Annotated in this window: 10 protein-coding genes; 8 read left to right on the forward strand and 2 right to left on the reverse strand. The window is 66.4% G+C overall.

Translation table 11 applies throughout. The annotated features are described in order from the left end of the window. Nucleotides 1–198 precede the first annotated feature (198 nt). On the reverse strand, nucleotides 199–363 hold the full coding sequence (locus VIR09_RS30985) for a hypothetical protein (protein ID WP_332016354.1): 165 nt from the start codon (nucleotides 361–363) through the stop codon (nucleotides 199–201). Between VIR09_RS30985 and VIR09_RS30990 the strand changes: the two genes are divergently transcribed. Genes VIR09_RS30990 through VIR09_RS31000 form a run of 3 tightly spaced genes read left to right on the forward strand, consistent with a single transcriptional unit; the run spans nucleotide 362 to nucleotide 4,773 of the window. Next, the gene (locus tag VIR09_RS30990) at nucleotides 362–2,365 is read left to right on the forward strand and encodes an alkaline phosphatase family protein (protein ID WP_332016355.1); all 2,004 of its coding nucleotides are present in this window, start codon (nucleotides 362–364) and stop codon (nucleotides 2,363–2,365) included. The two genes, VIR09_RS30985 and VIR09_RS30990, sit on opposite strands and share 2 nt — an antisense overlap. A gap of 18 nt (nucleotides 2,366–2,383) precedes the next feature. Further along, nucleotides 2,384–2,566 carry a hypothetical protein gene (locus tag VIR09_RS30995; protein ID WP_332016356.1) on the forward strand — a complete coding sequence of 61 codons (183 nt, stop codon included), beginning with the start codon at nucleotides 2,384–2,386 and terminating at the stop codon, nucleotides 2,564–2,566. A 35-nt stretch (nucleotides 2,567–2,601) separates the two neighbouring features. After that, nucleotides 2,602–4,773, forward strand: coding sequence for a phosphocholine-specific phospholipase C (locus VIR09_RS31000; protein ID WP_332016357.1), 2,172 nt, complete (start codon nucleotides 2,602–2,604; stop codon nucleotides 4,771–4,773). 3 nt (nucleotides 4,774–4,776) lie between these two features. On the opposite strand, the gene VIR09_RS31005 is transcribed toward VIR09_RS31000, so the two are convergent. Beyond that, nucleotides 4,777–5,679, reverse strand: a complete 903-nt coding sequence (locus tag VIR09_RS31005; RefSeq protein ID WP_332016358.1) for a LysR family transcriptional regulator — start codon at nucleotides 5,677–5,679, stop codon at nucleotides 4,777–4,779. 93 nt (nucleotides 5,680–5,772) lie between these two features. On the opposite strand from VIR09_RS31005, the gene ggt reads away from it, so the two are divergent. The 5 genes from ggt to VIR09_RS31030 all read left to right on the forward strand — a co-directional run bounded on the left by ggt (nucleotide 5,773) and on the right by VIR09_RS31030 (nucleotide 12,777). Continuing rightward, nucleotides 5,773–7,401, forward strand: coding sequence for a gamma-glutamyltransferase (ggt, locus tag VIR09_RS31010; RefSeq protein WP_332016359.1), 1,629 nt, complete (start codon nucleotides 5,773–5,775; stop codon nucleotides 7,399–7,401). A gap of 36 nt (nucleotides 7,402–7,437) precedes the next feature. Then, on the forward strand, nucleotides 7,438–8,949 hold the full coding sequence (locus tag VIR09_RS31015) for an ABC transporter substrate-binding protein (protein WP_332016360.1): 1,512 nt from the start codon (nucleotides 7,438–7,440) through the stop codon (nucleotides 8,947–8,949). Between the two features lie 131 nt (nucleotides 8,950–9,080). Further along, nucleotides 9,081–10,025, forward strand: coding sequence for an ABC transporter permease (locus VIR09_RS31020; RefSeq protein ID WP_332016361.1), 945 nt, complete (start codon nucleotides 9,081–9,083; stop codon nucleotides 10,023–10,025). After that, complete coding sequence (locus VIR09_RS31025) at nucleotides 10,022–10,900, forward strand: ABC transporter permease (protein WP_013393318.1); 879 nt, start codon at nucleotides 10,022–10,024, stop codon at nucleotides 10,898–10,900. Before VIR09_RS31020 ends, VIR09_RS31025 begins: the two co-directional genes overlap by 4 nt. A gap of 17 nt (nucleotides 10,901–10,917) precedes the next feature. After that, nucleotides 10,918–12,777 (forward strand): dipeptide ABC transporter ATP-binding protein, encoded by a 1,860-nt coding sequence (locus VIR09_RS31030; RefSeq protein ID WP_332016362.1) that lies wholly within the window; start codon nucleotides 10,918–10,920, stop codon nucleotides 12,775–12,777. Nucleotides 12,778–12,918: the final 141 nt, after the last annotated feature.

Raw genomic sequence — 12,918 nt, forward strand, 5'->3', positions numbered from 1 at the left:
CGCGGCGCGGCCGCCGACACCGCGGGGGGCAGGGGGCCGGCCTTGGGCGCCAGCAGGATTGACGCCCAGACGCCCAGGCCAGCGGCCAGGGCCAGCATGGCAAGAATGCGGAACGCGGCGGGCAGGGTCGGGCGCAAGGACAAGGGCATGGGTCGAGCGTGCGTGGCGGGTTGAGACCGCGCCGACTATAGCGACCCTTCATGACAAGCCCGCGATGCTCGACGCCTGGGCGACGGCCTGCGCGCAAAAGAATCCTGATCCGTCGATCAAGGTTTCTGTTCTTTGCTTCACGGGGCTTTCACCTTCGCTGGCCATCATGTGCTCCAGCGTAAAACCCTGTTCATGAAACGAGAAGAGAAGCATGCAAGCATTGGATTGGAGAAGATGGTGCGCGGTCTTGCTGGCGACCAGCGCCCTGGCGGGCTGCGGCGGCAGCGACGATGACGACGACACCGAAGCCCCGCCGACCCAGCCGCCGGTGACCCAGCCGGATGCGACGCCCGCCGACAAGGTGCTGTTCATCGGCGTCGATGGCCTGACCTACGACGCGATGCGCCGGGGCGTGGCCGACAAGTCCCTGCCGAACATGGCGCAACTCAATGCCACGCGCGCCTGGACCGGCGGCGTGACGGACACGCCCACGCAGCAGCCGACGCTGCTGGCGCCGGGCTGGGCGACGCTGTTGACGGGACAATGGGCCGATCAGCACGGCGTGCGCTACAGCGTGCAGGGCGAGACGCTGCAAACGCCGACCCTGTTCCAGCGCGTCAAGCAGGCGCGTCCCGAAGCGCGCACCGCTGCCGCCTTCAATTCGACGGTGCTGGCCGGACTCATCGCCGGTCAACGCGACGCGGGCTTTCTGCAGTCGCTGACCGACTGCGCCGGCGTGGACGATTGCGTCGCCGCCCAGGCGCGCGACCGCATTGCGGAAGGCTATGACGTGGTGGTGGCGCAGTTCGGCGCGCCGGAGCGCGTCGCCTCGGAGAACGGCTTCGGCTCCTCCTACGACAACGTGATCCACCAGACCGACGCGGCCATCGGCGCGCTGGCCAAGCAGATCGCCGACCGCAAGGCGGAACATCCCGGCGAGAAGTGGCTGGTGATCGTGGCTGCCAGCCACGGCCTGGGCAAGGGCGGCGCCAGCGACGGCCGCCCGCTGTCTTCGAACAAGACCATCCTGCTGGCCGCCAACCAGCCCGCGCTGCTGGGCGGCAGCGCCGACGATGCCTCGTTCGACGGTTTGTGGGACAACAACTGGTACGCGTTGCCCAGCGCGGCCGACGTGGCGCCGACGGTGCTGGAGCATCTGAAAGCGCTGCCGGCGGCCGCCAGCTACGACATGGCGGGCTCCTCGCTGGCCGGCAAGCTGGCGCTGCGCCACACCGCGGCCCGCACCTCGACCGACAACAAGAGCGTGACGCTGAGCTGGGAGCGCGTGGGCGCGCCTGCCGGCGACATCGTGATCAGCCGCGACGGCGTGGAGATCGCGCGCGTACCCGGCACGGCCGCCGAGTACGTCGATAAAGGCTTCAAGTTCGAGACCGAAGGCGTGCATACGCTGAACTACAGCGTGGCCGTCGGCAGCGCGGTCAGCGCCGCGCGCACCACCGTGGTCTATACCAAGCCGCTGCCGCTGCTCGCTTCGCTGCGCACCGGCCTGGCGATGCTGTTCCCGTTCGAAGGCAATATGACCGACGTCGCTGCGGGCGGCGGGGCCATCACGCCGTACGACGGCACGCAGGCGCCGGCGTACGCCGATACGGGCGTGTTCGGCAAGATGTTCAAGAACGACCGCAACGCGGCGGCCCTGGGCGGCTTCAAGCTGGACTATCCGGCAGGCATGCTGGACGCGGCCCAGGCCTTCACCATCGGCTTCTGGTATCAGTCCGACGGCACCGCCAGCGACCGCTCCATCCTCGGCAACAAGGACTACAACTCGGGCGGCAACCCCGGCATCACCATCGCGCAATGGGCAGGCCCGGTGCTGTATTTCAATCTGGCAGGCGGCGCGCGGGTCGACATCAACAACGTGAAGTTCACCCCGAACAAGCCGGTCTATATCGCGATGACCGTGGACAAGACGGCCAAGACCCTGACGGCCTCCGTCTACGACAGCGAGCTGGGCTATTCCCGCCGCACCATCAGCACGGGTACGGTCGACCTGACCCGGATCGCCGGCGTCTTCGGGCCGCATCTGGGCCTGAACGAAGACGGACGCGGCACCTATGGCATCTGCTGCGCCGGCACCAAGGGCCCCTACACGATGTACTTCGACGATCTGGCCTATTGGTCGCGCGCCCTGACGGACGATGAAGTGAAGTCGCTCGCCATGTCCGGCAAGTCCGTTTCCGAACTGTTTCCCTGATGTACCGAGGATAGAAAAATGAGCATGTCCATGATCTTGCGCGGTTTCCTGCGCCTGGGCGCGGTGTTGATGCTGAGCGCCACGCTGGCTGCTTGCGGCGGCGATGACGGCGATGGCGACGGCGGCAAAGACCCCGGCACCGGCCAGCCCGAAACGCCGAAGCCCGAGCCGACCAAACCCGAATTGCGTTGCGCGCCCTGAGCCGCGTTCCCACCCGATCCATAGGAAAAGAATCCGTGACGTTCGATAAAGACCAGGTCCACGCCGGCAAGCGCCGCTTTCTGCGCAACGCGGCCGCCTCGACCGCAGGCCTGACCGCGCTGTCGATGTTCCCGCCGGCGATCCGCCGCGCGCTGGCCATTCCCGCCAACAACCGCACCGGCACCATCAATGACGTCGAGCACGTGGTCATCCTGATGCAGGAAAACCGCTCCTTCGACATGTACTTCGGCACGTTCAAGGGCGTGCGCGGTTTTGGCGACCGCATCACCATCCCGCTGCCCGAGCAGCGTTCGGTCTGGGAGCAGAGCAACGGCACCCGCGTGGTGATGCCGTATCACCTGGACAGCACCCAGGGCAACGCCCAGCGCGTGGCTGGCACGCCGCACGACTACATGGACGCGCAGCTGGCTTGGGACGGCGGCCGCATGGACCACTGGCCGCGCGCCAAGCAGAACCAGTCCATGGGCTACTACCGCAAGAAGGAGGTGGAGTTCCAGTTCGCGCTGGCCGATGCCTTCACGCTGTGCGATGCCTACCATTGCTCCACGCATGGCGGCACCAACACCAACCGCCTGTTCCACTGGACCGGCACCAATGATCCGCTGTCCTTGGGCAACGGCCCTTCGACCCGCAACCAGTGGGACAGCCTGGGCGCCTCGTCCACCGGCTGGACCTGGAAGACCTATCCCGAGCGCCTGCAGGAAGCCGGCGTCAGCTGGAAGGTTTACCAGAACCTGCCCGAGAACTTCGGCGACAACCCGCTGGCCGGCTTCAAGCAGTACCGCCGCGCCAACGAACTGGCTGGCAACGGCGCCAACGGCGCGCCGTACCCGGCCTGGACCCCTTCCATGGACGGCGCCAACCCGCTCTACAAGGGCACGGCCAACACCATGTCCGATGGCGGCTTCCTGAAAGCGCTGCGCGAGGACGCGGTCAATGGCACGCTGCCGCAGGTGTCGTGGATCGTGGCCCCCGCCACGTACTCCGAGCACCCCGGTCCGTCCAGCCCGATCCAGGGCGCCTGGTACATCCAGGAAACGCTGGACGCGCTGACGGCCAATCCCGAGGTCTGGAGCAAGACCGTGCTCCTCATCAACTTCGACGAGAACGACGGCTACTTCGACCACTTGCCGCCGCCCGCCGCGCCCTCGCTGAATCCGGACGGCTCCATGGCCGGCGCTTCCACGGTCAACACCGATCTGGAGCGCCACACCCGCGCCTCGGCCCAGGACGCCGCCGACTACCGCGTCTACGGCCCTGGCCCGCGCGTGCCCATGTACGTGGTGTCGCCGTGGAGCCGCGGCGGCTGGGTCAATTCCCAAGCCTTCGATCACACTTCGGTGCTGCGTTTCCTGGAAGCCCGCTTCGGCGTGGCCGAAGACAACATCAGCCCCTGGCGCCGCGCGGTGCTGGGCGACCTGACTTCGGCCTTCAACTTTGCCACGCCCAACAACGAAAAGCTGCCCGACCTGAATCTGCTGACCCGCGCGGGCTCGGACAACGAGCGCAGCGCGCAGGAAGCGCTGAGCGCCGTGCCGCTGCCGGATCCCAGCACCCAGGCCAAGCCGGTACAGGAGCAGGGCGTGCGCTACTCCCGCGCCTTGCCCTACGAACTGCACACCAGCGGCCGCGCCCAGCCCGATACGGGCGCCATGCGGCTGGTGTTCTCCAATACGGGCAAGCAGGCGGCGGTGTTCCATGTCTATGACCGCCTGCACCTGGACAGCCTGCCGCGCCGCTATACGGTGGAGCCGGACAAGCAGCTGGAAGGCAACTGGGACACGGCGGCCGACGGCGGCAAGTACGACTTGTGGGTGCTGGGCCCCAATGGCTACCACCGCCATTTCGCCGGCGACCTGGCCCTGGCCCGTACCTCGGTCCTGGCTCCCGAGATCCGTGTCTGCTACGACGTCGCCAATGGCGACATCTACGTCAGCTTCATCAACGGCGGCAAGGATCCCTGCACCTTCGAAGTCGCGCCCAACGCCTACTACGCCAACCACGAGCGCTGGAAGTTCACGGTGCCCGCGGGCAGCCAGGTCGAACAGCACTGGGCGCTGCAGGGCAGCCAGGGCTGGTACGACTTCACGGCGCGCCTGGCCGAAGACCCAGCCTACCTGCGCCGCTTTGCCGGCCGCGTCGAAACCGGCCGTGCCTCGGTGACGGACCCGGCGATGGGGCAGTAAGCCTCAGGCGGCGGTCTGCGGTTCGCGCGCCCGGAAGGCCGTGGCGCACGCCTCGCAGATCGCCGCCGTGATGCCCTGGCGCGCATGTTCGCGCCGCTCCAGCATGCCGATGGCGCGCGACATCGGCCCCAGGTCTTGCGGCAGGGTGAGAATCCGCAGTTCAGGGCTGTGCTGCCAATTGGAACCGTTGATCAGCGGCAGCAGCGTCACGCCGACTTCCTGGCGCACCAGCTCGACCAGCGTCTCGATGGCGTTGAGTTCCAGGAATTCGTTCAGCGGCACGCCCAGGCGCCGCAGCAGCCGGTCTATTTGCAGGCCGGTGCGCTGGGTGCGGTCAAAACGCAGGAAGGGATTCTGCGCCAGCACCTGGCGGGCGTCGTCCCCGGGCGCCGAACGTGGCGCGATCACGACTAGTTGCTCTTCATATAGTGCGGTCCAGCGCGTGCTGGCCATCTTGCGTCCGGCTTCCACCAGGAAGGCCGCGTCCAGTTCGCCGTCCTCCACCTTGCCCGCCAGCTCGCTGGCCTTGCCCGACAGGATGCGCACGTCCAGCTTGGGATGCTGCTTCTTCATGCCGGACACGACCTTGGACAGGGTGCCCATGCAGGACACGATGCTGCCCACGGAGACCGATCCCGCCAGCTCGCCGGGCACCGTGCGCGGCAGCCGCATGCGGTCGTAAAGATCCAGCAAGTGCTTGATTTCCGGGAGTAATTCCCGGCCGGCGGCATTCAGGATGGCGAGCCGGCCGCTGCGGTCGAAGAGTTCGCGTCCCAGTTCTGCTTCCAGGGAGCGCATCTGGAAGCTGACGGCGGCCTGCGTCAGCGCCACCTGTTCGGCCGCTTCCGAGAAGGAACCATGGTGTGCGACCGCCAAGAAAGTGCGCAGAAAGCGGATGGTACTCACAAAAATCTCTTTTATGACGGAACAAAATTTCAAATTGATTTAATTAGACCACGGGAGTAACTTCGGCCGCTTACCCGTTATGAGACTAGCGACATGAAATCCTTCGACTGGGGCAACCCGTATCCTTCCGTCCGCATTCCGCTGTTCGCCCGCAATGTGGTGTCCACGTCGCATCCGCTGGCGGCGCAGGCGGGGCTGCGCATGATGCTCAAGGGCGGTAACGCCGTGGACGCCGCCATCGCCGCGGCCGCCACCATCGTCCTGGTCGAACCCGTGTCCTGCGGCCTGGGCGGCGACTGTTTCGCCATCGTCTGGGACGGCAAGGAACTGCACGGCCTGAACTCGTCGGGCGTGGCCCCGGCGGCCTGGAGCACCGAATACTTCAAGCGCAAGCACGGCGTGGGCGCCAACGGCCTGGCGATCCAGCCCAAGCGCGGCTGGGACGCCGTGACGGTGCCGGGCGTGGTGGCCGGCTGGGCCGCGCTGCATGAAAAACTGGGCAAGCTGCCGTTCGAGCAGTTGTTCGAACCCGCCATCGAGATCGCCGAGCGCGGCTACGCCGTGCCGCCGGTGGTGGCGCACAAGTGGGCCGCCGCGGCCGAGGAACTGAAATCGCAGCCGGGCTATGCCCAGGCCTTCCTGCCCGAGGGCCGCGCGCCCAAGGTCGGCGAACACTTCCGCTTCCCGGATGCCGCCAACACGCTGCGCCGCATCGCCGCGTCCAAGGGCCGCGACTTCTATGAAGGCGAACTGGCCGAGCGCATCGCCGCCTTCAGCCAGGAATGCGGTGGCGCCATGACGCTGGAAGACCTGCGCAACTACCGCCCGGAATGGGTCAAGCCCATCTCCAAGTCCTACCGCGGCTACGAGCTGCACGAGATCCCGCCGAACGGGCAGGGCATCGCCGCGCTGATCGCGCTGGGCATCGTCGAGCGCTTCGACATGGCCGACATCCCGGTGGACTCGGTGCAGTCGCAGCACATCCAGATCGAAGCCATGAAGCTGGCCTTCGCCGACCTGTACAAGTATGTGGCCGACCCGCGCTCCATGCAGGTGACGCCGGAGCAGATGCTGTCCGACGCCTACCTGGACAGCCGCGCCAAGCTGATCCGCCTGGACCGCGCCACCCATTTCGAGGCCGGCCGCCCGCACGCCGGCGGCACCATCTACCTGACCGCCGCCGATGAGAACGGCATGATGATCTCGTTCATCCAGTCCAACTACATGGGCTTCGGTTCGGGCGTGGTGGTGCCGGGCACCGGCATCAGCATGCAGAACCGCGGCGTGGGCTTCTCGATGGATCCGAAGTCGGCCAACGTGGTCGAAGGCGGCAAGCGTCCGTTCCACACCATCATCCCCGGCTTCCTGACCCGTGGCGGCAAGCCGGTCATGAGCTTTGGCGTGATGGGCGGCGACATGCAGCCGCAAGGCCACATGCAGACCGTGGTGCGCATGCTGGACTACCACCAGAACCCGCAGGCCGCCTGCTGCGCGCCGCGCTGGAAGGTCAACCGCGATTTCACGCTGGACATCGAGACCAATATGAAGGCTTCCACCATTGCGGGCCTGAAGGACCTCGGGCATGCTTTGAAGTCGGTCGACGATCCGTACATGGATTTCGGCGCGGGCCAGTTCATCTGGCGCATGTCCGAAAACGACAACGAGCTTGGCTATGTCGCCGCCAGCGACAGCCGGCGCGACGGTCAGGCGGTCGGCTTCTAAACGTACTCCAGTGCAGCCACAAGGGGAAAAAACACAATGAAACGCTTGACCTTGACCTTCGGCGCCAGCTTGCTGGCGCTGGCCGCGGGTGCCGCCAGCGCCCAGAACATCCGGATCGGCCTGCAGGAAGATCCGGACGTACTGGACCCGCACCGCGCGCGCACCTATGTGGGCCGCATCGTCTTCACCTCGCTGTGCGACAAGCTGATCGACATCGATCCCAAGCTGCACTTCGTGCCGCAGCTGGCCACCTCGTGGTCCTTCAGCCCCGACAACAAGGTGCTGACCTTCAAGCTGCGCGAGGACGCGCTGTTCCATGACGGCTCCAAGTTCGACGCCGCCGCGGCCAAGGCTAACCTGGAACGCGCCATGTCGCTGCCGGACAGCCTGCGCAAGGGCGAGCTGGCCTCGGTGGAAAAGGTCGATGCGCCTGACGCCACGACGCTGGTGCTGACGCTGAAGAAGCCTGATGCCACCTTGCTGGCCCAGCTGTCGGACCGTGCCGGCATGATGCTGTCGCCCAAGACCTTTACGGACGACGTTGCCGCCGTGGGCCGCAAGCCGGTCTGCTCCGGTCCCTACAAGTTCGTCGAGCGCATCCAGAACGACCGCATCGTGCTGGAGAAATTCGACCAGTACTACGATGCCAAGGACTTCGCCTTCAAGCGCGTGACCTTCCTGCCGATTCCGGATACCACCGTGCGCCTGTCCAACCTGCGCGCGGGCGACCTGGACATGCTGGAACGCCTGAATCCTTCCGACGTGCCGCAGGTCAAGTCCGACGCGAGCCTGACGTTCGCCCCGGTGGCGGGCCTGGGCTTCCAGCAATTCATGTTCAACGTGGCCAACGGCAAGCGCGCCGAAGACAACCCGTTCAAGAACAAGCTGGTGCGCCAGGCGTTCCAGTACGCCATCGACCGCAAGGCCATCAGCGAAGTGGCCGGCGGCGGAATTTTCGATCCGGCGCAGCAGCCGTTCCCGCCCGCCAGTCCGTACCACAGCGACAAGTTCCCGCCGACCCAGCGCGACGTTGCCAAGGCGAAGGCGCTGCTCAAGCAGGCGGGCTTTGACCGCGTGAAGGCCGAGGTCATGTTCGGCAACAACACCACCACCTCGTCGATCGCCGAGATCGTGCAGGCCATGGCGTCCGAGGCGGGCTTCGACCTGTCGCTGCGCCCGACCGAGTACGCGGCCCTGCAGAAGGAATCCGCCGGCGGCAACTTCCAGGTCGTGATGCTGGGCTGGTCCGGCCGGGTCGATCCGGACGGCAACATCCACGCTTTCGTCACCTGCAAGGGCGCGCTGAACGATGGCCACTATTGCAACCCGGAAGTGGACAAGCTGTTGAACGAGGCCCGCACGGTGCCGGACGAAACCAAGCGCAAGGCTATCTACGACCAGGCGCAGACCATCATCCAGGACGAATTGCCCGGGGTGTATAACTACTACCAGCCCTGGCCCTTCGCCCTGGCCAAGAAGGTCAAAGGCTTTACGCCCTATCCGGACGGCATGATCCGCCTGAAGGGCGTGACGTACGCGCAGAAGTGATCGCGGCGCGGCAGTCAAGCGCCGCGCCAGCCGGACGCGCCTAGCGCGTCCGGTTGTTGTTTGCGGCGGCAGGGCGCCGCGGTTTATCCTCCCGGCCCCCCGCCCGCCGTTCCTGTCTTACGGTTTCTCATATGCTTAAACTCATCTTGCGCCGCGTGATCGTCGCGATACCGACACTGATACTGGTGTCGATGATCGTCTTCATGCTGCAGAAAATCCTGCCCGGCGATCCGGTGCTGACCCTGGCCGGCGAAGAACGCGATCCGGCCGTCCTGGACTACCTGCGGGACAAATACCGCCTCAACGATCCGCTGCCCGTGCAATACGCCGCCTGGGCCACGCAGGTCTTGCAAGGCGACCTGGGCAAATCGCTGCGCACCGACGTGCCCGTCACCACGCTGATCGGCCAGAAGCTGCCGGTCACGCTGCAATTGGCCGCCATGGCCATGTTCTTCGCGCTGCTGATAGGGATTCCCATGGGGATCATCGCGGCGGTAAAGAAAGGCAAGCCGGTCGAGATGGGCGCCAACATCGCCGCGCTGTCCGGCATGTCCATCCCCAACTTCTGGCTGGGCATCATCCTCATCATGGTGGTGTCGGTGCAATGGAAGCTGCTGCCGGCTTCGGGCTACGTGTCGCCGTCCGAGGATTTCTGGCTGTCGATCAAGACCATGCTGATGCCATCCCTGGTGCTGTCCACGGCCATCGCCGCGTATCTCATGCGCCATACCCGTTCGGCCATGCTCGAAGCCTTGTCGGCCGATTACGTGCGCACGGCGCGCGCCAAAGGCGTGTCGCCGCGCAGCGTGGTGCTGCGCCATGCCTTGCGCAACGCGCTGATGCCCATCGTCACGCTGGTGACGCTGCTGTTCGGCGAACTGCTGGCGGGCGCCGTGCTGACCGAACAGGTCTTCACGATTCCGGGCTTCGGCAAGCTGGTGGTCGACGCGGTCTTCACGCGCGATTACGCGGTGGTGCAGGGCGTGGTGCTCTGCGTGGCAGTGGGTTTCATCATCATGAACCTGCTGGCCGACATCCTGTACATCCTGGTCAATCCCCGCCTGAGGCACTCATGAGCGCAATTCCTGCAACGGCCGCAGCCGTCACGCCGCCCCGCAGCCGCAACCGCGCCTGGGGCAAGTTCAAGCGCAACCACATCGCCATGCTGGGCTTGGGCATCGTGTTGTTCTTTGTCCTGCTGGCCATCCTGGCGCCGCTGATCGCCAGCCATGATCCCTTCCAGACCAGCTTCACCACCATCCGCAAGGCGCCCTCGGCGTCCTACTGGCTGGGCACGGACGAACTGGGCCGCGATATTTTCAGCCGCATGGTCTATGGCGCCCGCGCCTCGCTGATGGCGGGCCTGGTGTCGGTCCTGATCGCGCTGGCTGTGGGCGTGCCGTTCGGCCTGGCGGCCGGCTATTTCGGCGGCTGGACCGACAGCATCATTTCCCGCGCCACCGAAGCGCTGCTGGCGATTCCCTTCCTGATCCTGGCCATCGCGCTGGCCGCCTTCCTCGGACCCAGCCTGACCAACGCCATGATCGCCATCGGCGTCTCGGCCGCGCCCAAGTTCATCCGGCTCACGCGCGGACAGGTGCTGGCGGTCAAGAACGAGGACTACGTGCAGAGCGCGCGCGCCCTGGGCGCGTCCGACCTGCGCATCATCGGCCGCCACGTGTTCCCCAACGTGATGCCGCCGCTGATCGTGCAGGCCACCATCACCATCGCCACGGCCATCATCGCCGAGGCCAGCCTGTCGTTCCTGGGCCTGGGGCTGCAGCCGCCGAACCCGTCCTGGGGCTCGATGCTGAACACCGCCAAGAACTTCATGACCCAGGCGCCCTGGATGTCGATCTTCCCCGGATCGGCCATTTTCCTGGTGGTGCTGGGCTTCAATCTGCTGGGCGACGGCCTGCGCGACGCGCTTGATCCGCGTCAGGAAAAGTAATCACCATGGCAACAACAATGGACCCCAAGCGCGTCGTCCAGGTCAATGACCTGACCGTGAGCTTCAAGACCCCCGGGCGCACCGTGGAAGCGGTGCGCAAAGTCTCCTTCCACGTCGACCGCGGCGAAACCCTGGCCATCGTGGGCGAATCCGGCTCCGGCAAATCCGTGACCTCGCTGGCGCTGATGCGCCTGGTCGAATACGGCGGCGGCAGGATCGTCAACGGCGGCATGCTGCTGCGCCGGCGCAACGGCGACGTGCTGGACCTGCTCAACGCGCCCGACAGCACGCTACAGCGCGTGCGCGGCGCGGACGTGGCCATGATCTTCCAGGAGCCCATGACGTCCCTGAACCCCAGTTTCACGGCCGGCAACCAGATTGCCGAAGCCCTGCAGCTGCACCAGGGGCTGGACGCGGCCGCGGCCCGCGCCGAGACGTTGCGCATGCTGGAGCGCGTGCGCATTCCCGAGGCCCGCGCCATCCTGGACCGCTATCCGCACCAGCTCTCGGGCGGCATGCGCCAGCGCGTCATGATCGCCATGGCGCTGTCGTGCAAGCCCCAGCTGCTGATCGCCGACGAGCCGACCACGGCCTTGGACGTGACCATCCAGGCCCAGATCCTGCAATTGATCCGCCAGCTGCAGGAGGAAATGGACATGGGCGTGATCTTCATCACGCACGACATGGGCGTGGTGGCCGAAGTGGCCGACCGCGTGCTGGTCATGTACCGCGGCGACAAGGTGGAAGAGGGCGGCTCGGATCAGGTCTTCGCCCGCCCGCAGCACGCCTATACGCGGGCGCTGCTGTCGGCGGTGCCGCGTCTGGGCGCCATGCATGGCACGGACGAGCCCGCGCCGTTCCCGCTGCTGCGCGTGGACGACGCCAAAGCCCCGCCGCAGGTTGCCTCCGCGCCCGCCGCGGCGCCGTCCACCGTGCGCCGCGAAAACGGTCCGGTGCTGAAAGTCCGCGACCTGACCACCAGCTTCGACATCACCGGCGGCATCCTGGGCCGGGTGCAGAAGCGCGTGCACGCCGTGGAAAAGGTCAGCTTCGACCTGTATCCGGGCGAGACGCTGTCGCTGGTGGGCGAGTCCGGCTGCGGCAAGACCACCACCGGCCGCTCGCTGCTGCAACTGGTCAAGAGCAAGGCCGGCAGCATCGAATTCGACGGCAAGAACATCGGCGCGCTGCGCGGCAGCGCCATGCAGACGCTGCGTCAGCACATCCAGTTCATCTTCCAGGATCCGTTCGCCTCGCTGGACCCGCGCATGACGGTGGGCTATTCCATCATGGAGCCCCTGCTGATCCATGGCGTGGCGCGCGGCAAGGCAGCGCAGGACCGGGTGCGCTGGCTGATGGACAAGTGCGGCCTGCTGCCCGAAATGATCGACCGCTATCCGCATGAATTCTCGGGCGGCCAGCGCCAGCGCATCTGCATCGCGCGCGCCCTGGCGCTGAACCCCAAGGTGGTGATCGCCGACGAATCCGTATCGGCGCTGGACGTTTCGATCCAGGCGCAGATCGTCAACCTGCTGCTGGACTTGCAGCGCGAGCTGGGCGTGTCGTTCCTGTTCATCTCGCACGACATGGCGGTAGTCGAGCGCGTCAGCCACCGGGTGGCGGTGATGTACCTGGGCCAGATCGTCGAGATCGGGCCGCGCCGGGCCATCTTCGAGAACCCGCAGCATCCCTATACCAAGAAGCTGATGGCGGCGGTGCCCATCGCCGATCCGCAGCGCCGTCACCGCGAGCGCTCGCTGCTGGTCGACGAGATCCCCAGCCCGATGCGCAAGCTGGGCGACGACCCGCTGGTCGAGCCGCTGGTCGCGGTGGGCGAAGGCCATTTCGTGGCCCGCCATCCCATTGGCGTCTACTGAGGCGAAAAGCCGCCGGCTGGGTGCTGGCGGCTGGAAACATCCGCGCGGGTGCGCGCGGGGTGTCCCCAGGGGGGGCTGAAACTAGCGCTTTTCCAGAGCCAGCTTCAGCCCGAAGGCGATGAACACCGCGCCCGTCATGCG

It is taken from the genome of Achromobacter sp. (assembly GCF_036567245.1).
Lineage (GTDB): Bacteria > Pseudomonadota > Gammaproteobacteria > Burkholderiales > Burkholderiaceae_B > Achromobacter.

Bases quoted from the DNA above. Each gene is read 5' to 3' on its own strand.
- VIR09_RS30990 (WP_332016355.1), top strand. From the start codon at position 362: ATGCAAGCATTGGATTGGAGAAGATGGTGCGCGGTCTTGCTGGCGACC.
- VIR09_RS30985 (WP_332016354.1), bottom strand. From the start codon at position 363: ATGCTTCTCTTCTCGTTTCATGAACAGGGTTTTACGCTGGAGCACATG.
- VIR09_RS30995 (WP_332016356.1), top strand. From the start codon at position 2,384: ATGAGCATGTCCATGATCTTGCGCGGTTTCCTGCGCCTGGGCGCGGTG.
- ggt (WP_332016359.1), top strand. From the start codon at position 5,773: ATGAAATCCTTCGACTGGGGCAACCCGTATCCTTCCGTCCGCATTCCG.
- VIR09_RS31015 (WP_332016360.1), top strand. From the start codon at position 7,438: ATGAAACGCTTGACCTTGACCTTCGGCGCCAGCTTGCTGGCGCTGGCC.
- VIR09_RS31020 (WP_332016361.1), top strand. From the start codon at position 9,081: ATGCTTAAACTCATCTTGCGCCGCGTGATCGTCGCGATACCGACACTG.
- VIR09_RS31025 (WP_013393318.1), top strand. From the start codon at position 10,022: ATGAGCGCAATTCCTGCAACGGCCGCAGCCGTCACGCCGCCCCGCAGC.
- VIR09_RS31030 (WP_332016362.1), top strand. From the start codon at position 10,918: ATGGACCCCAAGCGCGTCGTCCAGGTCAATGACCTGACCGTGAGCTTC.